This is a genomic window from Mesorhizobium huakuii (assembly GCF_014189455.1).
Taxonomy (GTDB): Bacteria; Pseudomonadota; Alphaproteobacteria; order Rhizobiales; family Rhizobiaceae; genus Mesorhizobium; species Mesorhizobium huakuii_A.
This window is the reverse complement of record NZ_CP050297.1, coordinates 36073-58832: the sequence shown is the minus strand read 5'-3', so window position 1 is coordinate 58832 and position 22760 is coordinate 36073. Positions and strand designations below refer to the sequence as shown.

General features: G+C 60.4%; 15 protein-coding genes and 4 pseudogenes. 5 read left to right on the top strand and 14 right to left on the bottom strand.

The features are described from left to right. The first annotated feature begins 7 nt into the window (after positions 1 to 7). On the top strand, positions 8 to 1360 hold the full coding sequence (locus HB778_RS35085) for an MATE family efflux transporter (RefSeq protein ID WP_183465453.1): 1353 nt from the start codon (positions 8 to 10) through the stop codon (positions 1358 to 1360). 126 nt (positions 1361 to 1486) lie between these two features. Next, entirely contained in the window at positions 1487 to 2203 is a 717-nt protein-coding gene (locus HB778_RS35080; protein WP_183465491.1) for an IS6 family transposase, read from the top strand. A gap of 106 nt (positions 2204 to 2309) precedes the next feature. Here the strand turns inward: HB778_RS35080 and HB778_RS35075 are convergent, their stop codons facing one another. The 9 genes and pseudogenes from HB778_RS35075 to HB778_RS35040 all read right to left on the bottom strand — a co-directional run bounded on the left by HB778_RS35075 (position 2310) and on the right by HB778_RS35040 (position 15208). Next, positions 2310 to 2954 (bottom strand): UPF0149 family protein, encoded by a 645-nt coding sequence (locus HB778_RS35075; protein WP_244662062.1) that lies wholly within the window; start codon positions 2952 to 2954, stop codon positions 2310 to 2312. Next, on the bottom strand, positions 2951 to 4534 hold the full coding sequence (tnpC, locus tag HB778_RS35070; protein WP_183465452.1) for an IS66 family transposase: 1584 nt from the start codon (positions 4532 to 4534) through the stop codon (positions 2951 to 2953). The genes HB778_RS35075 and tnpC (HB778_RS35070) overlap by 4 nt, the downstream gene beginning before the upstream one ends. A gap of 71 nt (positions 4535 to 4605) precedes the next feature. Then, a pseudogene (gene tnpB, locus HB778_RS35065) lies at positions 4606 to 4955 on the bottom strand (IS66 family insertion sequence element accessory protein TnpB). Continuing rightward, positions 4952 to 5389, bottom strand: coding sequence for an IS66-like element accessory protein TnpA (gene tnpA / locus HB778_RS35060; protein ID WP_183454925.1), 438 nt, complete (start codon positions 5387 to 5389; stop codon positions 4952 to 4954). The pseudogene tnpB (HB778_RS35065) and the gene tnpA (HB778_RS35060) overlap by 4 nt, the downstream one beginning before the upstream one ends. 53 nt (positions 5390 to 5442) lie before the next feature. Next, positions 5443 to 6111 carry a ferritin-like domain-containing protein gene (locus tag HB778_RS35055; RefSeq protein WP_210308091.1) on the bottom strand — a complete coding sequence of 223 codons (669 nt, stop codon included), beginning with the start codon at positions 6109 to 6111 and terminating at the stop codon, positions 5443 to 5445. 528 nt (positions 6112 to 6639) lie between these two features. Further along, on the bottom strand, positions 6640 to 8562 hold the full coding sequence (locus tag HB778_RS42070; protein ID WP_244662077.1) for a KR domain-containing protein: 1923 nt from the start codon (positions 8560 to 8562) through the stop codon (positions 6640 to 6642). After that, positions 8562 to 11978 carry a type I polyketide synthase gene (locus tag HB778_RS35050; RefSeq protein ID WP_183465450.1) on the bottom strand — a complete coding sequence of 1139 codons (3417 nt, stop codon included), beginning with the start codon at positions 11976 to 11978 and terminating at the stop codon, positions 8562 to 8564. Before HB778_RS35050 ends, HB778_RS42070 begins: the two co-directional genes overlap by 1 nt. A gap of 88 nt (positions 11979 to 12066) precedes the next feature. Next, positions 12067 to 14004, bottom strand: a complete 1938-nt coding sequence (locus HB778_RS35045) for an amino acid adenylation domain-containing protein (RefSeq protein WP_244662061.1) — start codon at positions 14002 to 14004, stop codon at positions 12067 to 12069. A gap of 478 nt (positions 14005 to 14482) precedes the next feature. Next, entirely contained in the window at positions 14483 to 15208 is a 726-nt protein-coding gene (locus HB778_RS35040; RefSeq protein WP_244662060.1) for a GntR family transcriptional regulator, read from the bottom strand. A gap of 422 nt (positions 15209 to 15630) precedes the next feature. Between HB778_RS35040 and HB778_RS35035 the strand changes: the two genes are divergently transcribed. Next, positions 15631 to 16914 carry an IS110 family transposase gene (locus HB778_RS35035; RefSeq protein ID WP_244662059.1) on the top strand — a complete coding sequence of 428 codons (1284 nt, stop codon included), beginning with the start codon at positions 15631 to 15633 and terminating at the stop codon, positions 16912 to 16914. Between the two features lie 52 nt (positions 16915 to 16966). Here HB778_RS35035 and HB778_RS35030 read toward each other — a convergent pair whose 3' ends face one another. Next, positions 16967 to 17722, bottom strand: a complete 756-nt coding sequence (locus tag HB778_RS35030) for a 4'-phosphopantetheinyl transferase family protein (protein ID WP_183465448.1) — start codon at positions 17720 to 17722, stop codon at positions 16967 to 16969. A 335-nt stretch (positions 17723 to 18057) separates the two neighbouring features. After that, positions 18058 to 18571 (bottom strand): annotated as a pseudogene (locus HB778_RS35025) (IS66 family transposase); the annotation flags it as partial. Between the two features lie 967 nt (positions 18572 to 19538). On the opposite strand from HB778_RS35025, the pseudogene HB778_RS35020 reads away from it, so the two are divergent. Next, positions 19539 to 19688 (top strand): annotated as a pseudogene (locus tag HB778_RS35020) (group II intron reverse transcriptase/maturase); the annotation flags it as partial. Between the two features lie 22 nt (positions 19689 to 19710). Here HB778_RS35020 and tnpC (HB778_RS35015) read toward each other — a convergent pair. From tnpC (HB778_RS35015) to tnpA (HB778_RS35005), 3 genes are all read right to left on the bottom strand, one after another. Further along, positions 19711 to 21330, bottom strand: a complete 1620-nt coding sequence (gene tnpC / locus HB778_RS35015) for an IS66 family transposase (RefSeq protein ID WP_183465368.1) — start codon at positions 21328 to 21330, stop codon at positions 19711 to 19713. Positions 21331 to 21401: 71 nt separating this feature from the next. After that, a complete protein-coding gene (gene tnpB / locus HB778_RS35010; protein WP_183465369.1) occupies positions 21402 to 21746 on the bottom strand; it encodes an IS66 family insertion sequence element accessory protein TnpB in 345 nt (114 codons plus the stop codon). Continuing rightward, entirely contained in the window at positions 21743 to 22081 is a 339-nt protein-coding gene (tnpA, locus tag HB778_RS35005; protein WP_183465370.1) for an IS66-like element accessory protein TnpA, read from the bottom strand. Before tnpA (HB778_RS35005) ends, tnpB (HB778_RS35010) begins: the two co-directional genes overlap by 4 nt. A 161-nt stretch (positions 22082 to 22242) precedes the next feature. Between tnpA (HB778_RS35005) and HB778_RS35000 the strand changes: the two are divergent. Further along, a pseudogene (locus HB778_RS35000) lies at positions 22243 to 22752 on the top strand (IS110 family transposase); the annotation flags it as partial. Between the last annotated feature and the right edge of the window lie 8 nt (positions 22753 to 22760).

Sequence of the window (22760 nt, the reverse complement as noted above, 5' to 3'; positions counted from 1 at the left end):
CGGAAGCATGGCAGCACCGGAACAACACATTAATCTGTCGGACGAAAAACTTTCCCGCCTCATCATGCGACTCGCCATTCCTTCGATTATTGGCTTGTCGATCAATGCGCTTCAGCAGTTCGTGAATGCGATCTTTGTTGGCACGCTCGGGGCACAGGCTATCGCCGCCGTCAGCATGACTTTCCCGATCGTTGTCCTCCTCTTGGCAGTCGGACAGGGGCTCGGCGTAGGCACAGCATCATTCGTGTCTAGCAATCTTGGCGCTGACAACTCGCTTGAGGCGAGTCGCGGCGCGAGCTTGGCGCTCGCTCTCGCGGTTCCGATCGGAGTGGGTCTTACTGTCGGTCTGTTTCTGTCTTTGCGCAAGATTCTCGCTATGCTTGGCGCCAGTCCGACAATCATGCCGGCCGCGCTTGAGTACGCATCGACGCTCTTGTTCGGCTACACTCTCATGCTGCTGAACATTGTCAATGGGTTCATCGTAAGGGCCGAGGGCAATACACGATTCAGCATGTGGACCATGATTACGGCTTTCGCGCTGAATACCGTGCTCGATCCTATCTTCATTTTCTTGCTAGATTTGGGCGTTCGAGGAGCGGCGCTTGCGACGCTGTTGTCTCAGATCGCCGCTATCAGCGTCTACATCGCATATTTCCTAAAGAAGTGTGGGATTGTTCGTATCGGAACTTCTTACATTACCTTCAGGGTGGGCCGCATCAAACAGATCGCCGCCATTGGAGCGCCGGCAACTATCACCAGTATTTTGTCTGCCGTTGCATTCATGCTCTTCTACCGTGCTGCTGCACCATTCGGCGACGCTTCCGTTGCCGCTGTGGGTATAGCCGTGCGATTGTCAACGATCGGGGCACTCCCAATTATCGGCTTCTGCATAGGCTCTCAGGCGGTTCTCGGTTTCGGTTGGGGAGCACAGGATTTCGCCCGGGTAGAGAAGGCCGCGAAGTTCATGCTTTTCATAACCGTCGCATTTTCAGTCAGCTTTTCCGCCGTGGTCCTGATTTTTGCTCGGCCAATGGTTTCGCTTTTCAGCGATAACGAGGATGTAATCGATCTCGCCGTCTCTGCCTGTATTGTTTTCCATCTTTTCTTCGGCCTCTTTGGTGTTCAGTACGTTGCGATCACCCTGCTTCAGTCATTGGGGAGAGTACGCCTCAGTGCCGTCGTTTCCCTTGCCAGGCAAGGCTACCTTTTCATACCCGCCATACTACTGTTTCCAGTCATTTGGGGCTTTAACGGACTGTTGGCCAGCCAGGCAGTTGCTGAGTTGGTGGCGGGGCTGATTGCTCTGTTTGTAATTCGCGGGCAGATCGGCGTTCTTAAAGGAATGCCCTCGCTGAGCTAGGGAATCGGGTCGACGCTGCTGACGTGAAGGGCGATCATTTCGGTTCTGCCCGCAGATCGTGGTTGAAGAGCCAGGTCGGCACCGTAAAGTTAACCGACGGCTGATGAAGATGTGCGAACATGGGCCATGTCAGAAGTTGCTCGTGATCCGCTTTATCGTCGCCACCGCTTTCCCGCCGAGATCATTGCGCACGCGGTATGGCTCTACTTTCGCTTTCCGCTCAGCCTGCGCATGGTTGAGGACATGTTGGCGGCCCGCGGCATCATCGTCACGCATCAGACCATTCGAAGCTGGGCGGAGAAATTCGGGCGGCATTTCGCCCGGGAGATCAAGCGACGGTCAGCCGGCTGCCTGGGCGACAAATGGCATCTCGACGAATGTGTGGTGGCCATCAATGGCAAGAAGCAGTGGCTCTGGCGTGCCGTCGATCAGGACGGCTTCGTCCTCGAAGTGCTGGTGCAAAGCCGCCGAAATGCCAAGGCGGCAAAGCGTCTGATGCGCAAGTTGCTGAAGGCTCAAGGGCGGACACCACGGGTCATGATCACCGACAAGCTCCGGTCCTATGATGCCGCCAGGCGCGACCTCATGCCCGGTGTCGAACACCGGTCGCACAAAGGCCTCAATAATCGAGCGGAAAATTCGCACCAGCCGACCCGACGACGCGAAAGGACCATGAAACGCTTCAAGTCGGCACGCCAGCTTCAGCGGTTCGTTTCCATCCATGATCCGATTGCCAACCTGTTCCACTTTCCCCGCAATACGCTGTCATCGGCTCAACATCGAGACCTGCGTAACGCCGCCATGCAAATCTGGAACAAAATCGCGTGTCTCGCCGCAGCGTGACAGCCGTCCCGGCCAGCTATCGCTGCATCAATCCGCTGATAACTTTACAGTGCCAGTTCTCCTCTTCGTAAGCGATGCGCCAAGGCACCTTTCCCGAAATAGTGCTCTATAGTAGATAGTAGGAAGCCGTTGGTCCGCGTCGCCGCCGATCACTGCGGATCGTCATAACGGGTGACGTAGTGGAGTTCGCGCAGGGCGGGGATGACGAGGGCGATGTCTTTGTAGGCCTCATGCTCGATGAAGCGCGCGGTCTCTGGCCCTGGCCTGGGCTTGCCGAGGACGGGCCGCCCCTTTTGTCGACGCAGTAGATCAGGATCGGCAGCAGCAGGCCGTGGTTGGGGTTGTCGAGGTCGAGTAGCCGTTTCCATTTTTTGATGTTGAGATTGATGGCCGCGTAGAACCCCTGGCACCACGGCCGCGGGTCGATGCCGCCGCTGGGCTTGGTGGCGAAACGGGGCGCATAATCCTGCGGTCTGTCGAAGAGCGTCTCGTTGATCCGGTTGTGGATCCTGGCGACGCTGGCAAACACGGCGTGATCGGTTGCAGATCCTTTGGCCAAGACGTCGCGCGGCAACCCCATGAGCGGGCACATCCAGTATTGCGGGTCCGGGAACCGCGGCCCGGTGACCGCCGCCGTTACGAAGCCATCCAGCGCCGACATCGTCCGCACCAGCGGGCGGGGGGCGGGTTTGATGGCCATCCAGGCCTCGAGCGCCTCGTCCGACAGCGCCATGTCATCGATTGCGCTCATGCCGCCAAGGAGAGCGGCATCGCTTGGCGGCGCACCCAATTCCACGGCATCAGCTCATCCCATCGCGAGGCTGGCCAGTCGTTCTGGATGCGCTCGGTGACATCGGCCATGTAGACTTCGGCATCGACGCCGCAGAGCTTGCAGGTCTCGATGATGCTGAGCATGACCGCTGACCGCTCCGCCGCGGCGAAGTTGCCCGAGAAAAGCCAGTTGCGTCGGCCGACTGTAAATCCACGAATGGCCCGCTCCGCGATCAGGTTGTCGGGCTCGAGCTGGCCATCGTAGAGGAAGCGATTGAACGCGCGCCATCGTCTGGTGCCATAGGCGAAGGCCTTCGCAATATCCGCATGGCGCGACAAACCGTTGCCCTGGCGCGTGAGCTGTCGTCGCAGCGCCCGGACCAGTGGTCGGGTCCGACTTCGTCGTGCGGCCAATCTCTCGGCGGGCGGGAGTCCCCGTATCTCTTCCTCGATCCGGTAGACCGCCTGGATACCGGCCATCGCCGTCGTGCTGAGCTCGGTCGGCTGGCTGTCGTGAACGTCGAATATCTTGCGACGCAGATGGGCCAGGCAGGCTGCTTCTCGAATGGCGCCGCCCTTGTAGAGCTGGTTATAGCCGCTGAATCCGTCGGCTTGGAGCGTGCCGGCAAATCCGGCGAGTTCGCTCATCACGCTCTCGCCGGCGCGGCCCATGGTGGCGCGATACCAGGCGATCGGCGGCTCCTTCGAACCCGAGTTGCGGTCGTCGGCGACATAAACCCAGAGCGCGCCCTTGTGTGTCTTGCCGGTGCCGGGCGCCAGGATCGGAAGCCGCGTGTCGTCGGTGTGAATCTTGCTGCGGGTACGGCCGATCTCACGGATGCGGTTGTAGATGGGATCGAGCAAAGCGGCGGCGTAGCCGGCGCTGCGCGCAAGCGTGGAACGCTCGATATCGACGCCCTTGGCGGCCATCATCTGTACCTGACGGTAGAAGGGCAGATGATAACCCCACTTGGCCATCATGATATGGGCGAGCGCAGCATAGCTGAGCTTACCGCGTGCAATGGCCTTGGCTGGTGCGGGCGCCTGGATGATTTTATCGCAGGTCCGGCAGCTGTACTTGGGTCTAATGGTCTCGATCACCTGCCAGGCCTGAGCCACCAGATCGAGCATCTCGTCGCCATCTTCGCCCATGGCGCGAAGATCGCCGCCGCAGCCCGGGCAACATGCGCAAGAGGGCTCGCGAACGACCCGCTTGCGCGGCAGGTTCGGGTTGAGCTTACGCACCGGCAACACCCGCACCTTGTCGCTGTCCGCGACGATAGGCAGTTCGAGATCGGGCACGCTGGCGGCGAAATCGGTCTCGAGATCTTCGAGTTCGAGCTGCATCTGGCCGAGCTTCTCGGAGGAGCGGCCGAAGGCCTTGCGGTTGAAGCGATCGATCCGCAGCTGCAGGCGCTGGATGCGAAGCGCGGCCTCGGCGCGCTCTCTTCGCAGCTGCTCATCCCGTTCGGCAATGGCGATGTCACGGGCACAAACCGCCGCCTCCAGAGTGGCGATCCGGGCGAGGAAATCAGCGATGGAGGGAGCTTGTTCCGACACCCAAATTACATACCCGAAAGACCTCGTCTACGGAAGCAAAATCGACACAAAATCAATGAGAACGGCCGAATTTAGCCGGCCAGACGTGGTCGATAAATCTTGTTCGGCCGGCGCCAATCGATCCCGTCCAAAAGTAGCGAAAGCTGTGCCTTAGTGAGCGACACGGTCACCTGATCCTTGGTGGTCGGCCAGGCGAAACAACCATCGGAAAGCCGTTTTGTAAAAGGCAGAACCCCTGGTCGTCATGCGCCAAAACCTTGATGATATGACCCTTGCGTCCACGGAAGCAGAAGATCGCGCCGGTATGCGGGTCGAGCGCGAGCACCTGCTGCACCATCCGCGCCAGGCTGTTGATCCCGCGGCGCATATCGGTCTCACCGCAGCACAAGTAAATCCGGTCGGTCGGCACCACTGTGATCAACTGGTCAACTCCGCCAGGACGATACGTAGCGCCGTCGGATCGACGGTCCCCTCGATCCGCAATCGCGCGCCGTTCGGAAAGGCCACGACGATCCTGCCGGCCGGGTCCGGGCAATCGGCGACGGGACGCTCGACCTCGGGCAGATCGTTCACTTCGATCCGCGCGAAAGTTGCCATCGCCTGATCGGCCTCGAGCTCGCCGCCGGCCATCTGCTTGCGCCAGGCATAGAGCTGTGACGGAGCTACGCCGAACGCCTCCGCGACCTCGGTCACCGACGACCCCGCCGCGCTCGCCAGATCGACCAACGCGCGCTTCTCAGTGCAACTCCACAGCCTTCGTTGCCGCACGCGCCCGCGCACCGTTGTAAGCTCTTCGGTCGCCGCGGCGCCGCTTAACTCGGCGACCATATCGCCCCTTGCATGTTCCAATGTCATGGCTCGAAAACTCCATGTTCATCGGCCTCTTGCAAGGTGCCTTGGCGCATCGCTTACTCCTCTTCCTCCCATTCGGCGTGATCAGATTGGCGCGAGTCTCCACCGACCAGATCGGCATCGGCGATATGCCACTTCTCGCCCCAGGCCGCGGCAATCGCCGCTTCCTGCCACGCCTGGTCGGGGCTGTCATTCTCCTGGAACAGGTAGAACAGCCGCATGTAGACCAGGCCGACCCGGTGGATGAGCGCGCCGGACTTCTGTTTCAGCTTCGTCAGCACATCGTCGAAGGCTTTCCTGTCGCCTTGTTCGAGCTCGACATTCTCGCTCGGCGACTCCGCCGCTACGTATTTTGCCAGGGAGGCGGCGGAAAGCGGCTCCAGCGCGAAGGGATAGGGGTCGAAACCTTCTTGCGGACTCTCGTCCTGGCGCCGAAGATAGGGCTCCAGACCAAGCAGCAGCCGTATGTTGGTCACCGTCAGAAGGTGGCCCATTTCCTCGACCGCTATGTCCCGCAGCAGCTTGTTGGGCTGTTGGCCAGCGGCAGATTGAACCGCGGCAAAACCGGCGTACAAGTACTGTACCATCAGCGAGTGCTCGATCTCGGCCGCCATGTCGAGCAACGCGCCAGCTTCCTGCAAGGCGTTCTGCGCACCGGGCACCTTCGGCAAATCATAGGCAATAACTGCGCGGCCGATCGCCGAAGTCGCGAGGCCTGGCGGCATTGCCAATTCGGGATGACTGCTTGTCGAGAGATTTTCGTTCCAGGAAGTCCTGGACGGAACCAATGCGTCCAGGGGAAACGTCTGAGAGCGTGAGCCACCGCTGCCCCATCGTACGCGCAGACGCCGCGACTGTTCCTGTCCCATACTTTCCCCTCTAAAAATATATTTACGATACAAACTCATCCATAGCAATCAACGCTTGGTAGGTACATCTATTCTCTGCGCATCGGAAAAACGCTTTTGTAGTGGCGGCAAACGGGCTGATTGAAGCGGCACCAACCTCAAGAGGCGTTCAAATCCAAGTGCCCAATGTTCTTGCGGCGGCAACCGTTTGGCAAGATGCACTTGCCCTCAAATCAGCCGTCGCTGTCTTTGGTTGATAAAGGCCGCGTGTCGCTGGGAACAGTTCTTGTTCCGACCCCATGATGTCCGGATCTGAGACGAAGTCATCGAGGACGGCGTTCCACTTTTCGGCCGAGCGGCGAGCATGGGGGAAGCATCTGTCTTAGCTCGAAGCCGGTGGTCAGGTCATCCCGCCAGCTGGCGCTCGCCCTCGGCGGCCAACCGCTGGACGACGGGCTGAAGGTTTTCGATAACGATGCGCGTAAGGAGTTCGATCTGGTGTTCCATGAAAAAGTGATCGCCGGCGCAAAAATGCGCCTTGAACTGCTTCGTGGTATGCTCTTTCCAGCCGATAATGTGGTCGCCCGTAACATAGGGGTCGATGCGGCCTCCTATCGCTGTGATTGGGGCGTCGAGCGGAGGATGGGAACCGTAGCGATAGGCGTTGTTGATCTCGTAGTCCGCTTGGATAATCGGAAGCATCATCGCGCGCATTTCGGGATCTTCGAACAGCGCCTTGTTGTTGGCGAAATTTACCTCCTTCAGCATCTCGACGAACGCGCTCTCGTCGAGTTCGTGTTCGGATTTGCCGGTCTCGTGATTGAACTGCTGGACGTCGATGGCGAACTGGTCGTTATTGTAAATCTGTGGCGAGCGACCACCGGCCACGAAGAAGTGTTCCGGCTCCAGCCCGTGATCGCGGCGCACCCGCTGGGCAATCTCGAAGGCCTGGACGCCGCCATAGCAAAACCCGAGGAAGGCGAAGGGTTTTTCCTTAAGGAAGGGCAGCATCTCCGGCACGATGCCGTCGACCATGTCCTCCATCCGCATCCAGAAGCCCTCTTCCAGGCGCGCGCTGCGGCCTGGCATCTGCAGGATGCCGAACTCTATGTGATCCGGCATCCTGTCGATCCAGCGCTGGAATACGAGCGGGCCGCCGCCGGCATAGGGAAAGCCGATCAGGCGGATCGGCGCGTCGGGCTTCGGACGCGGAATGATCACCGCGCTCTTGTCGTAGCCCTGGGCACTGTCGGCCAAGAACGGCGCGGTTGGTACCGCCTCGCCATCCGCATCGCCCCCGACAGCGGCGGTCACCTGCGTCTCAGTATCGGCCGCGATCTCCGCGATTGAGGCACCCATCACGAGCTTCTGGAGCGAGACCTTGATGCCGGTCTTGGCAAGTTCGTTGCGGAACTCAATTGTAGCCAAGGAGTCGAATCCCATCTGGTTGAGCGCTTCGTCCATCGGCAGGCAGTCCGGATCGGCGATGCCGAGCACACGGGCGACCTCTCCGCGTAGGAAGCTTTCGATCGCCTGACTGCGTTCGCTCGGTGCGACCGGGCCGAAGAGCCGCGCAAGTGGATCTGTCGCCTCGTCGTCATTGGCCGCCTGGGGATTCTTCTGCACATTCGACAGAGGCGTGAGCCAAGCCGGCGTCTGCCCGTACTGCTTCTTGCAGAAACGTCGCCACAGGATCGGCGCTGCGGTGAGCGTCCCAGTTGAGGCGCACAGGCTCTCCAGCCGCTCGAGCGCCTCCCGGTTGCGGATCGCGAGCAGGCCGAAATCGGTTAGGCGCTTGCGCAGACGCTCGTCGAGTCCGGATGCCATACCGGTTTCCGCCCACGGGCCCCATTCGATGCTGACACCTGGCAGCCCCTCGGCGTTGCGGCCCTCGACGATGCGGTTCATGGCGGCATTGGCCGCCACGTAAGCCGCCTGGCCCTTCATACCGAGAAGCGCGCTAACCGAGGAGAAGCAGACGAAGAAGTCGGGTGAGAAGCGACGGCTCGCATTGTCGAGAATGAGTGTACCCTGGAGCTTAGCCCGGAGTGCATGTTCGAGTTCGCTCGCCTCCTTGATCGATCCGAGCGTGGCGTCCTGAACGACGCCGGCGGTGTGGATGATCCCGCCGAGTTGATGGCCCGCCTCCGAGAGATCGCCCAGGATTCGCTCGACTCCGACTTGGTCGGCGATGTCAACCGCATGCGCCGCGATCTCAGCGCCTAAACGGCGCAGGGCTTCAAGCCGTTCCTGTTTGGCCCCGTCCGCGACGTCCCTGTTGAGAAGCACGAGGCGGCGCGCACCGCGATTGATCAGCCATTCGACCATTAGCGATCCGAGAGCGCCAAGCCCGCCGGTGACGAGATAGATCTTCTGCGGATCGACCGGGCAATCCGTACCGACATCGCCGCTTTCGCTGAGGCGCAGGACGTAGCGTTCCTCGCCGCGCACGGCGTAGGCGGTCTCCGACCCAGAGCCACCGACGAGAATGCCGATCGCGACCGCGATTTCTGCGTCGCTCGGCTCCGCGCCGAGATCGATGTCACCCCCCACAGATCGGGATGTTCGCTCGCGAGCACCATCGCCATGCCATGCAGTGAGGCGCTGACCAGTGAGGCTGGACGAGCGGCGTCCGGAATTGGTGTGTCTGTTTGCGGCACGGCACGGCCGGACTGGCCGACGACCCAAATCTTCGCCTTCGCCAGATTGCCATTCTTAGTGGCTGCCTGAACCGTCTGGACGAACTGCATGAGGGTGGCGGCGTGGCTGTGCGCCGCCTCGCCGATCTGTCCACTTGACGCGCCTTCCGCGCTCTCAGGGGTGATGATGATCCCCGCGACATGCGCGTCGAGCACACCGCCTGTGAGACCTGTGTCGACATTCGAAAGAACGACCGCTGTCTGTTCCGGCCCTTCCCGCTTCGTCTCGATCGCCTGAGCTAAGCGTCCGGCGAGACCAAGGGCATTGCCCAGGATAATCCAGAGGGCCTTGTCTTTCGGCGGTTGCGGCGCTGACTGCTTTTCCGCGTGCCATTCGCGGCGGCAGTGCCATGCCAGCCGGTCGCTCGCTCTCGTTTCGATCCAGTGATGCTGACGTTCGAAGGGATAGAGCGGAAGATCGACGAGCCGGCGTTCATTATCCGGCAGATCGATGAGCGTATTGATCGTAAGGCCGGCGAGGAAAAGGCGGCCCGCCGTCTCGGCGAGAACCTCTTCGTCGTTGCGGGTGCGATTGAGGCTCGAGACGAATTGCGACTGCGAGGCAATGCCATCTAGGGCCGCCTGCGCCATCGGCGTGAGGACCGGGTGCGGTCCGATTTCGAGGAAGAGATTCGCCCCAATTTCCTGCGCAGTCATCATGCCCTGATGGAACAGGACGGGCTGGCGAACGTGGTCGGTCCAATAGCGCGCATCGGCGACTTCCTCGCCGGCGACCTTGCCAGTCTTCGCGCTTATCAGTCGGCCGTCGGGCTTGGAAAAATCGAGGGTGCTCGCGAACGCCTCAAACTGTTCGAGGATTGGATCCATGAGATGCGAATGAAAGGCGTGCGAGACCTTCAACTGCGTCGTGCGGACGCCTTTTTCCTTGGCGACCTTGATCAGCGTTTCAAGTGCGTCAGTCTCGCCCGCGACCACCGTACTGGTTGGTCCGTTCTCGGCCGCGATGGCGAGCTCGACTTCGCTGTCCCGGATCATCTGAGTGGCTGTGTCCGGATCAGCCGTCAGGACGACCATGCCGCCATTGCGAGGAAGCCGACCCATCAGTTCGCCGCGCTTGGTGATCAGCTTCAGCCCGTCCTCGAGTGAGAACACGCCGGCAAGATGGGCCGCCACGTATTCTCCAATGCTGTGGCCCAAGACGATCTCTGGGACGAAGCCCCTAGCCTCGAGAACTCGGGCGAGTGCGAGTTCGATCGCGAACAGGGCGGGCTGGGTATATTCGGTGTCGTGAACGAAATGGGCGAGCGTCCCGTCGCCGTAAAGGATGTCGCCCAATCCGTGTTTGCGAAGCGGTGCGACCACCGCGTCACAGGCGTCGAAGACTTTGCGGAAGATCGGATCGCTCTCGTAGAGCCCGCGCCCCATAGCTTCGCCCTGGCCGCCCTGTCCGGTGAACAGGGCGGCGGGAACCACGTGTTTGGAGACATCGACGCGGGCATGATCGCTTGCGCGAAGACTCTCGGCCAACTCCCTAGTTGTCCGACCGGTCGCGAAACGCCGATACTCAAAAGCGCGGCGGGCGGTGTTCGCGGTGAAGCAGATGGTGTCGCGCTCGTCGGGCTGTGCCATATCGAGTCGCAAGGCAAAACTCTTGGCCACGGTGGCCAGGGCCTGTGGCGTGCGTGCCGAAATGTTCAGCGTACGAGGTACGTCGGGGGGGTGCGGCGCATCGTCCGGCTGAGATGAACCGTTCGTCTGGCCCGGTGCTTCCTCCAAAATGACATGGGCATTCGTTCCGCCCACGCCGAACGAACTGATGCCCGCGCGTCGCGGACCCTCGGACTTCCAGGGCACAGCGCTCGCCGGCACGGCGAAGGGAAGGCGATCGAAGTCGATTTCCGGATTGGGCGTCTTGAAATTGACCGCTGGCGGCAAGGTTCGCGACTTCAGTGCCATGACGGTCTTGATAACACCCGCGACGCCGGAAGCGGCGATCGTATGGCCGATATTGGCCTTCACCGAACCAAGGGTGATCGGTGCGACGTCCGCCGGAAAGCCGGCGAAGACTTCGCGGAGGGCTTCGATCTCGATCGGATCACCCAGTTTCGTGCCCGTTCCGTGCGTCTCCATGTAGGAAATCGTTTCCGGCGCGATTGAACTGTTCATCAGTGCTCTTGCGACGACGCTCGATTGGCCCTCGATGCTCGGCGCCGAGAAGCTGATCTTGTCGTTTCCATCATTGTTGATCGCCGAACCGCGAATAACAGCGTGAATGGTATCACCATCGGCAAGCGCGTCATCGAGTCGTCGAAGCGCAAGCACGCCGACGCCACTCGAAAACACCGTGCCGCTGGCATCGGCATCGAACGGACGGCAGTGCCCGTCGCGGGACAAGATCATGCCCTCTTGATAGCGATAGCCAGCACCGTCGGGAACGATTGCCGTGACACCGCCCGCCAGCGCCAGGTCGCATTCGCCGTTCTGAAGACCGCTGCAGGCTAGATGGAGACTTACGAGTGAGGTTGAACAAGCTGTTTGGACGTTGATGGCGGGACCGATGAGGTTGAGGCGATGGGCCGCCCGAGTCGCCAGGTAATCCTTGTCGTTTCCCAGCATGGCCTGGAAGCCGGACATGGAGTCGAGCATGCCTTCCTTGCGGAAATCATGCAAGCCGGCTACGCATCTGGCGAAATAGCTGCTCGGGCCGGAGCCGGCATAGATGCCCGTCGTCATCTCGGTCGAACGGACGGCGTAGCCAGCATCTTCGATGGCGTGCCAAATGTTTTCCAGGAATAGTCGGTGCTGCGGATCGAGGAGTGCCGCCTCACGAGGCGTGATGCTGAAGAAGTCAGCGTCGAAGTAGCCGAGGCCCGTAAGAGGGGCGCCGCGGCGGATATAATCGTCCGCTTCCCACTCCTCGGGCTCGACGCCCGCGCCGGCGAGTTCAACATCCGACAACTCACGAACGCTCTCGCGCCCGGCAACAATGTTTTCCCAGAATGCCTTGGGCGTATCAGCATTGGGGAACCGGCAGGCCATTCCAATAATCGCGATGGGGGTAGCTCTGTGAATGGGGCCGTTCATTTTTGCCTCGTCGCTGGTCCGTTTATCTGCTTTTTGGCTTCCGGAGCGCGCTAATCTGATCTGCTGGAGGGGTCATCGCTGCCCAGGATCAGCGCGGAGAAGCGCGTCTTTTGGTCGACACACGCCGGTTTGCGAGACCAGCCAACGTCGTGTTCAATGCATCGCCCTTCGCCGATCTTCGCGATAAAAAGTCTGCAAGCTCCCTCGGCGAAGGATGCCGGAAGACCAAGATCGCGGGCATGCTAATCCCGAATTGACGGCGAAGGCGGCGTTGAAGCTCCGGGACCATGATCGAACGCGCGCCAAAATCGAACACATTATCCGAGTCCGAGAGCAAGGGGTGGTCCAGGAGCTCCCGCCAGTAAGAGGTGATCGCGCCGCACAGATCGCTGTTCTTCACCGATCCGCTCGTAGTGGCACAGGCTGGCTTCTCGACAGGCGGTGCCGAGGGGTTGACCTTTTCGGCACACAGCCTTTCCGCGATTGATTTCCGATCGACCTTGCCACTCGCAGTTTTAGGCATCGCGCCGATGATCTGGACACGGTCTGGCGCCATGTAGCCAGGGAGCTTCTCACGGACATGGGCGCGAACTACTGTCTCGAGACAGTCGGTTGGCGCCCCATCTTTGTTCGTCAGGCAGGCGATCAGTCGTCCCGTTCCATTTGCATCACGATCGAAAACCACGGCGACTTCGGCTACGTCTGGGTGATCCGCTATAACGCTCTCAATTTCCCCAAGTTCAACCCTGTAGCCATCGATCTTGATTTGGTGGTCTCGGCGACCACAGAAGAAAAAACAACCACTTTCATCTGATGTCGCAAAGTCGCCGGTCCGATACAATCTCGTTGGCGTGCCGTTAATATCTATAGTCATGAACCGTTCGTCTGTTCGCTCCTTGTCCTGGAAATACCCCTGCGCGAGGCAGACGCCACCAATATACAACTCTCCCACCTCTCCTAACCTCACCGGTCGGCCATCTTCACCTAAAATGAACAGTACGACATTCGGTAGAGGCCGACCGATAGGCGGTAACCTAGGCCATTCCGCTGGATTGCTATCAAGCTCGTGACAGGTGACGACGTGTGTCTCGGAGGGACCATATTGATTGAAGAGCCGACACTGGGGGAGCTTGATGAAAAACTCGCGCAAAGCGGAAGAGACCACGAGTTGTTCGCCGGCGGTGTGGATCTCCCGTAGACTGTCGGGAAACAAATTGCGCTCCACACAATTCGACGCCAATTGTTGGAGAGCGATAAATGGCAGAAACAATCGCTCCACCCGGGCACGCAGTATCTCGTCCGAAAGCAAATCGGGGTCGATCCGCTGTTCATTCGCTAGGAGGACGATACTCCCACCAGAACAGAGCGTGGAGAATATCTCCTGAAACGATACATCGAACGAAATGGGGGCGAACTGAGCCGTTGCCGCATTGTCTGACAGCGTCGAAAGTTCGATCTGCCAGTCCACGAGGTTTTGAAGTGCTGCTCCTCCCATGTTGACTGCCTTCGGCTTGCCAGTCGAACCCGAGGTAAAGATAACGTAGCCACCGGACTTCGGCGGCAGCGCCAAATCTCGGCTCAACGATCCACGATCAGCTGCGCCCACTCCAACTTCCTCGACCATCACTGTCGGGCACGACGAGACCTCCTTGAGGATCGCCGAACAGATGGCCGATGAACTGAGGAGCACGCTCGGATCCGCTTGCGCAAGCATCTCGCGAATGCGACTCGCTGGAAGATTTGGTTCCACAGGAACGTAGGAAACACCTAGGATTTGACAGCAGAGGATCGCCGCGATCCGGTCAATACCGATGGGAAAATAAAGGGCCACGCGGTCCAAACCCGCTTCACGTCCAGTTTTTAGGACACGAGCTATCTCACAGGCTCGCAGCCACAAATCCATGTAGTTGATCGCCTCTGTTCCGAAAATGACAGCAGGACGACGAGGAAATTCGGATGCATACCAAAGCACGGAAGCTGCAATGGTCCGATCTGACGGACCTGCGGCCCTTGTTAAACTCTGCATCTTTTCACTCAGAATGCGAGGACACTGCCAAACAGCTTTGCTTCGGTGTATGCGTGACAAGTTACACAGTCAATCCTTTCAACAAAACTTCACATTTGTTTAACATCTTGGTCGAGGCGTGCGAGTTTCGCCGGATGCAGTAGTCCTTCCTCGGGCAGCTCGCTGCCGGTCTCGAAGGCATAAGAAAGACGCATCCGTATTTGTGGCTACGCCACAACCGCTCGGTAAAGACTTGTCTATCAGGTGGCCGCCCGTCCCATGGGTATGCGGATGCAGGCTTCAAACGACCGCATTTCCAGAGGGTGTGGTGCGGCGATGACGTTGCGATCAGCCTGACGTGCGGCGGCTGGATTTCGCCGAAATATCGGTTCCCCCATGCCCGCCGCATTCGACAGCCGCAATTGCGTGCATGGCCTTCGACGAGCAAGGGATACTAGCTGTTACCATCCCGAGGCACGCTTCCGCGTTCCTACCTAAGCTAGGCACCGACCCTATTTCCCGCACGATCCTTCAGGTCGGACTTGTCAAGAATCGCAAAAATCTGCTCATGCGCTTCTATGATGTTGCGCTCGAGGGCGTCGGCGGCTGCCAAGCCGTTGCCCTTCTCCAACTGGTCGATGATTTCGCGATGATTATGGTGGCCCGGAACAAAATTTGGTTCCTTACGCCTCAGGCTGAGGATCGGGCCCGCATGAAGCCAATGCGTCTCGATCGTGTTCATCAAGACTTTGTTTTGAGAGAGGTTGTAAACGGCAAAATGGAATAGTTGGTTCAGTTTCAGATACTTCTTCACTTCAGCGTTCTTCCCCAGATTGAGTTGATCCATCTTGACATTGATTTCTCTGATATAGTTCAGGCTCTTCCCGGTAGATTTCTTTGCCCCCCAGATGATGGCCTGCCTTTCATTCAGAAGGCGCACTTCCAGGAGATCGCGTAGGCCTTTAGCAGTGATTATTGGAACGCGCGCGGACTGACGCGGCGCCCGTTCGAGGATGTCGATGCCGCTGAGCCGGTTGAGCGACTCGCGGATCGGCATGTGGCTTGTGCCGAATGCGACAGCCAGTTCTCCGAGACGCATCGGCTGCCCGGGCGAAAATTCCCCGGACATCAAAGCGTTCTTCAGTTCGGCATAGACATGCTCAATCGCCGAACTCGGGGAAGCGTTCAATGGTGGTATCTGGTACTTCAAGGTTTTTGTCGCCATTTGGCATGATCTCCAAATACTGGGGATGACATCAGGAATGGGTGCTTCGAAAGCCTCTGTGAACACGTTTCACGCTGCATCAAAACGGCGGGGCACCAGCCCACCCGAACCCTGGTCCGCTGGTCCACGCACGAAGTGCGGCCGCATCGCAAACGCGTGGCACAGCAGGGCTGGCGGGTGCGAAGCGATCAAGTGGCGTAGCATCCGCCAGCCCGAGCATCTGCAGTGACGGCCAAGCGCGCTTGCCGGTTGACGGCCCGTGTGAGACCGCCGCGCGGCAGGTGCCGGGAGACCGCGACGGACCACAGGGTGAAGCGCCAGTGCTGGCCAGCAGAGCGCCTGTCAGTGAGCGATCCGTACGATCTCCCAGCTCGGGTGAGTTTTAAGCAATCCGAGAAGGTCATATGCCATTTCACGCAGGTTTGGACTGGGGCGGCGTAAGCCATGCCATGTGCGTTATTGACGGCGTCGACCCGGTCCTCGTGCGTCTCGATGTCCGCCACGATGCGGCTGGGCTGGCTGACATGGTAGCCCGGCCCAAGCGCGTGGCGGCGCCAGCCGAACTGCGTATTGCCATCGAGCGACCCGGTCTGGTCGTCGATACCTTGGTAGAGGCCGGGTATCCCGTGATCCCGGTCCATCCGAACGTCGTCAAGGCCTGCAGGCCGCGGTACCGCGCCGCCGGTGGCAAAAGCGATCCGGGCGATGCCTTTATGTTGGCCGACATCTTGCGCACCGACGGACATCGCTTCCGGCCTCTTGTGCCGGTCTCCGATGACTTCCGGGCGTTGCGCGCCCTGGTCCGCGGCCGCGACGACCTGGTGGCCCAGCGTGTCGCATTGGCAAACCAGCTCCGCAATCTGCTCGAAGGCTTCTGGCCAGGGGCAGTCGCCATTTTCGCCGCCATCGACAGCCCGATCGCGCTCGCCTTCGTCGGTCGCTATCCCACTCCCGACAGCGCCAGCCGCCTGGGCGAGAAACGTCTGGCTAGCTTCATGGCGCAACACGCCGACCGTGGGCGCCGTTCGCCGGCCGACCTGCTGGCCCGACTGCGAGCCGCGCCGACAGGGCTGGCCGGTGACGCCGAGGCCGGCGCCAAAGGCGAGCTGGCCGGCGCATTGGTCGCCATTCCCGAACGCCTCGTCTGCGAGATCGCCAAGCTGTCCTCGCACATCGAGCACGCCGTCGCCCAATTGCCCGACGGCAAGATCGTCATGTCGTTCCCGCGCGCAGGCCGCATTTGCGCCGCCCAGATCCTCCCTGAGCTCGGCGACGCGCGCGAGCGCTTCCTGATGCAGGACCAACTTGCCGCCGAGGCCGGCGTCTGTCCCGTGACCCACGCCTCCGGCAAAAGCCGAGGCGTTGTGTTCCGATGGGCCTGCAACAAGAACCTGAGATTGGCGTTCACCTGCTTTGCCGACAACTCCCGTCACGCCTCCGCCTGGGCGCGGCCGTCTATCGAAAAGCCCGTGACCGTGGCTGCAGGCACCCGCACGCTGTTCCAATTCTCGCCCGAGCATGGCTTCAAGTCCTCTGGAGGGCGTGGCGCAACAAGGCGCTCTACGACCCTCAACAGCGTCGCGCGGCCATCAAAATCACGGCGTGAAAAAAAAGGCTGGACACAAGGTATCTCATACCACCGCGTGGTATTGCTGGAGACGCGCTATCCTGATCGACGGGCGCGGCGGCGGACGGCAGCCGCCTAGGGCCCTGGTTCCGAAGCTTCTGGAGTCTTAACAATGTATCAGCCGGAGTCCGCTACATTGACACATGCTGGTGTGTTACTGCCAACCAGGTCAACACATGGCCAGCAGCGATGCTAAAACGAATGTCATAGTGCTGACCCTCGATCAATTCGGGACAGATAGTTTGTGTTAGATGCAGTCGTAGTTGCCCGTTTCTGGGCGTCGTTCGTAACTCTGCACAGTCGAATCCGAAAAAGCGCCTTGCCACAGGATAGAGCGCTTTGAAGAGTGTTTCTTTGGCCGAAAAAACCAGGCTCGCCAGCCAGTCTGGAGCGAGGACCACTTGTCTAGCGATCAAGGCACGCTCATCCTCATTGGTGGTCATGTTTAGAATCGCATCCAGAGCATCACCGCTGGCCAGCGCCTCAACGTCGACACCTACCCGCCAATTCCCACCGGCGATGGCGAAACAAGCGCAATGCCCACGCGTATGGGTTATTGAACCAGCGGAAGACGGGGGCCAGAGTGGAGCCCCGCCTGGGCCGATTGGAATCTCAGCAGCGGCCTGACCCAGCGCCCGCAATGCCGCGTATGCCATCGCTCGCCCGGCTAAAAACTCAGCACGGCGCATGGACACCGCTGCAGACAGACTGGCGGGGCAGTGTAACGCTAGCAGGTTAAACAGGTCATCCGTGTAGCTTTCGTGATCAAACCTGCCGCGCACCAAGATCGCATCGGGGAACCCGGGAGCAAATAACTCAGCGTGCGTGAAAAATCCACGTGAACGAGCAGAGAGAGTCACTAGTTCGGGATCGGAAATAGCAGCCATCCTCTCGCCTCTATTCTATACCTATGGCGCATTTCTATCATGATACTTTTTTAGCAAATATTATAACTTTGTTAATTTATGTTACGGATTTATTACGCTCGACTTTTTACGGTTAGTCCGAAGCAGCGGGCTTGTGCCATTGGCCCCGCGCCATGATGTGAGCCTGGTGATGTGTTCCAAGCGCCGGTTCGGCTGGTTAGGGTTTGCGGGGGGCGCGAACAACCGGATGAACTAAGGACGGCTGCTCATCGCCAACAACGTAAGCGCCCATTTCCCCGCACGCTGACACCGCCCTTGTCAACGACGGTCGCTTTCAGACGGACGCGTCCGGCAGATCAGGCTGCAGCGGTTTTGGCGAAGTTGAAGGGCAGCAGATCGTCGATATCAGTATCGAAAGCGCGATGAGGCAGTTCGGTGAGAACGTGGCGCAACCATGCGAGCTGCTCGACGGATGAGGCGCGTCAGGTCAGCACCAAGCTGTAGACGATGGCGCTGGCCCTGACTCTGTCGGCGGTATCGCTGAATTTCCGGCCAGTGGCGAAAATCCTGATGTCGCGCTCCAGGAGGTTGTTGTCGATCAGCATGCTGCCGTCCTCGGTGTAACGCGTCAGATATTCCCATTGGTTCAGGTGTAGGAGACGGCGTCGCCGAGCTTGCTGTCCGGCAAGACACTTGCGACGATGTCGCCGAGCCATACCTTGAGAGCATTGAGGATGGGGACACCATGTTGCTGGCGGAAGCGGCGATGCTGTGATCTCGCGTTTCCCCGTCGGCGGGGATTTCGTTCCGGGCCTGCCTTTCAACCCGGTAGAGCTGTTCGAAGAACCGGAGCGCCTGTCCCGGCCTGCCATCTCGGAATAGCCGTCGCTCATCGCTATGAGCGGTGATCGTCCAGGCAAGTCTGCGGGTGCACCGCAATGCCGAGAAACTTGACCGGCGTCGAAAACGGCGAAATCAATCATCCATGAACGCAACAAGGCACAAGGCACCCGAGAACCGACACCGTAAAACTGTCCGCGATTTTCCTTGTCTCAGTCTGGGGGTGCACTCCATCGTTGTCCGGCTTGTGCGAAATGCGCACTCCGAGGCTGCCGCGTCTCCGGCAGATTCGTCGCAGCTCGTGCCCTTTTCACATCCGCCCGGCCCCGTCAAAATTGTAAGACCTTATGTCCTTTCTGGTTGCCGGCTGTGAGGTGGTTCGCCCTACACTGGCAGTGTTGAAACGAGGGTTGCTCGTCGAGCCTATCCTCATGCCAGGAGGACGAACGTGTGCTGCAGGCACACATGAAGGGAGTTCAACATGAACAACTAACGTGTGGACAAGCTGCGTGAAAGATGAGGGTGGGCCCCTCGGGATCGGCTTTCAGGAGCAGGTTCCAAACCAGTCCGAGCTGCTGCGGTAAAGAGCCGTGGTGGTGAGCGTCGGATGAAAAGCTCATGGCATGACCATGAGCAGGTGCGTGTCCGAAAGACGAACAAACGTGAACCCTCGAAGACTCGTCGTAAACTGGTCAGTTACCGTCAAAATCAGGGGCGGTTCGTTCCCCTGAGACAAGTCCGTCAGGAGCCTGATTATCGGGCGGACGGCGGTCGGCGTTGAGAGGGCGTGAGTCGGACACAGGCTTTTGCGCGGAACTGCAGGAACCAGCTTTCTGATGCCAAGGGAGAAGCACAAGCGGCACATCACCGTGAGGCGAGAGTACCGATGCAGGAAGTTGGGGCGGACCGACCCGTAGTAGTGATGAAGGCGCTGTAATGGGGCTGGAGCAAAGGGGTCGGATCAGGTGGTCGTATTTTCGAAACAACTGGAGACAGGATGACGTCGGCGGATACGACAGACAAGCCGTTTAGGATCGATAAGCGGCTGGTGTACGAAGCTTATAAAGCGGTCAAATCCAATGGTGGTGCGGCCGGAGTGGACGGGCAGACGATCGAGCAGTTCGAAGCCGACTTGAAGGGTAATCTCGTAAGCGCCTAGCCGTGGCCGTTCAGTTTGCGTGATGATGCCAGGGCAGGAGTTGGTCGAGATCGCGGTTCGGCCAGCCGTTGGCGATGCGCTCAAGCGTTTTCGTGAGCCAAGCGAAGGGGTCGACGCCGTTCATTTTGGCGGTCTGCAGAAGCGTTGCGACGGTCGCCCATGTCCGCCCGCCGCCATCGGAACCGGCGAAGAGGGCGTTCTTGCGGGTGATGGTCTGGGGCCGGATAGCGCGCTCGACGGCGTTGCTGTCGATATCGAGGCGGCCATCGTGCAGGAAGCGTTCGAGGGCCTCGCGACGGCTTCTGGCATAGCGGATCGCCTCGGCGAGTTTCGATTTGCCGGAGATGCGGCCCAACTCCTTTTCCCAGAACGGCCAGAGTTCTGCGACGATGGCGGCTGACTGTTCTTGCCGCGCGGCGCGGCGGGCCTCGGGATCCTTGCCGCGGATGCTTTCCTCGATCGCCCACAGTTGCGTCATCCGCTCGATGGTCTCGGTCGCCACATGCGAGACGCCGGCAACGTGCAATTCATAGAACTTGCGCCTGAGATGCGCCCAGCATGCCGCCAGCGCTAGCGGGCCGCCGCTGCGGGTCGCTTCCGCGAGCCGGTTGTAGGCGCCCCATCCGTCGACCTGGAGCAATCCGCTGTAGCCGGCGAGATGGCGCTCCACGCACTCCCCGCCGCGGCTGTCCTCGAACCGGTAGGCGACCATGGGCGGCGCCGTGCCGCCAAAGGTTCGGTCGTCCCGCGCATAGGTCCACAGCCAAGCGGTCTTGGTCTTGCCGGCGCCCGGCGACAATGTCGGCAGCGTCGTCTCGTCGGCATAAACCCGCTCGCCTTGCTTGATCATTTCCAGGATGCGCTCGGCGAGCGGGGCGAGATGGAAGCCGACATGGCCCATCCAGTTCGCCATGGTGTTGCGGCTGATCTCGACACCGTCGCGGGCATAAATGCCCTCCTGGCGGTAGAGCGGCAGGCCGTCGGCATATTTGGAGACGGCGACATGCGCGAGCAGCGCTTCGCTCGGCACGCCGGCCTCGACGAGGTGATCGGCAGCCGGCGCCTGGCTGACGCCTTCCTTGCACTGCGCGCAGCCATATTTGGGCCGGCGGGTGACGATCACGCGGAACTTGGCCGGCGTCACGTCGAGCCGTTCGGAGACGTCCTCGCCGATCTTCACCGGCTGGCAGTTGCCGCAGCCGCAGGCGATGGTCTCGGGCTCGACGACGATCTCGACCCGCTGCAGATGCGCCGGGAATGCCTTGCGTGGCCGCGGCGGACGATGTCGATCGCCTGCCGGTTTCACCGCCTCGAGTTCGGCCTCGATCGCGCCGAGCCCGGTCTCGACCTCGTCGAAGGCAAAGGCCTGCTGCTCGGCATCAAGCTTCTCGGAGCTGCGGCCGAACCGGGCCCGCTCCAGCTGCTTGATGATTACATGAAGGGCGGCGATCCGCGCCTCGGCGCGTTCATTGGCTGTCGCAAGTCGGACGACCGCAGCCCTGAGTTCCGCCTTCTCGGCTTCAAGATCTGCCGTTTCGGCCTCCAGCTCAGCCTTTTGCGATGTCAGCGAGATGAGCATCGCCTTCAGCGTGCCGGCATCGTCGGGAAGGGCAGAAGCACTGCTCGTCATGGCTGCGACACAAGCACATTTTGACCGATTCGAGGCCCGCTTTCTGCTCCCTGAGTCACTTGGTCACGGGTCTATCCGGCCGAGGTCGGCCGTCGTCTCCGTTCAGCCTTGACGCGCGTCCAGTCCATCCCTTCCACCAGCGCCATCAATTGCGGCGCGGCAAGCCGGATCACGCCGTTCTCCACCCGCGGCCAGCGGAACTTGTCCTCGTCCAGCCGCTTGGCGAACAAGCAAAGGCCGGACCCGTCCCACCACACGATCTTCACCCGGTCGGCACGCTTTGCCCGGAACACGTAGAGCGCCCCGCAGAACGGATCAGCGCCGCCGTCACGCACCAGCGCCATCAGCCCGTCCGGACCTTTGCGGAAGTCGACCGGCCGCGTCGCCACATAGACCTTGGCTCCCGTCGGGATCATGCCGAGCGCACCGCGCGGATCGCCTCGGTCAGAAGGGTCGGGGCGACGTCATTGCCCACGCGGATCGTCGCATCGCCGATGACGATTTCCAGGCCGCTCGTGCAACCGCTATCTTCACGCGCCACTTCCAACGGTGCGAAGCTCTGCGCCTCTGCCTCCGACCCGCGCGTCTGGACAACGATCTCGCCGGATCGGATCGCCTTGCGCCTCCAGGCGAACACCTGCTGCGGGCTCACGCCATGCGTCCGCGCCACCGCCGAGACATTCGCCCCCGGCGCCAGCGCCTCCTCCAGAATCCGCGCTTTCGCCTCCGCGGACCAGCGCCGGCGCAGCAAGGGCGGGCTCTCCTCAAGTCGGTTCGCAACCGCCTCGATGACTGCAAATGTTTCAAGTCTGGACTTGGGTGCAGACTGCAATCAAACCTCCCGCGCAGTTCATCACGAGAGTGTCGCCGTCTTCACCGCTCAGCGAAACACGGGGTCACGTGGGCGCTTACGCTATGCGTCGCATTCTTGCATCTACATTCGACGAGCTGCGGCAGCTGGAGCTGCGGATTGCTGAAGTCAACCGCGAGATTGAGGCGATTGCCTCTCAAAGCGATACCGCACGTCGATTAATGACTATCCCGGGCATTGGTCCACTCGCGGCGACGGCGCTTTTGGCAGCAGCTGGATCTGCCCGACAGTTCAAAAAGGCCCGCGATATGGCAGCTTGGCTGGGTCTTGTTCCCAGAGAATACTCTACTGGAGGCAAAACGAAGCTGTTGGGGATAAGCAAGCGCGGCAACCGATATCTGCGCCGGATGATCATCCATGGCGCCCGCTCCTGCATGACACATCTTGATCGCTCGCGATATCACCTTGGCGCCTGGCTTGATGGACTTCAGGCACGCATGCACACTAACAAGGTCACCGTCGCCTTGGCGGCCAAGATTGCGCGGATCGCATGGGTAGTGACGACTAAGCCCGGCGCAAGCTACGAACGGCGGAATCCGGCCTTTAGCTGATCCCGTTT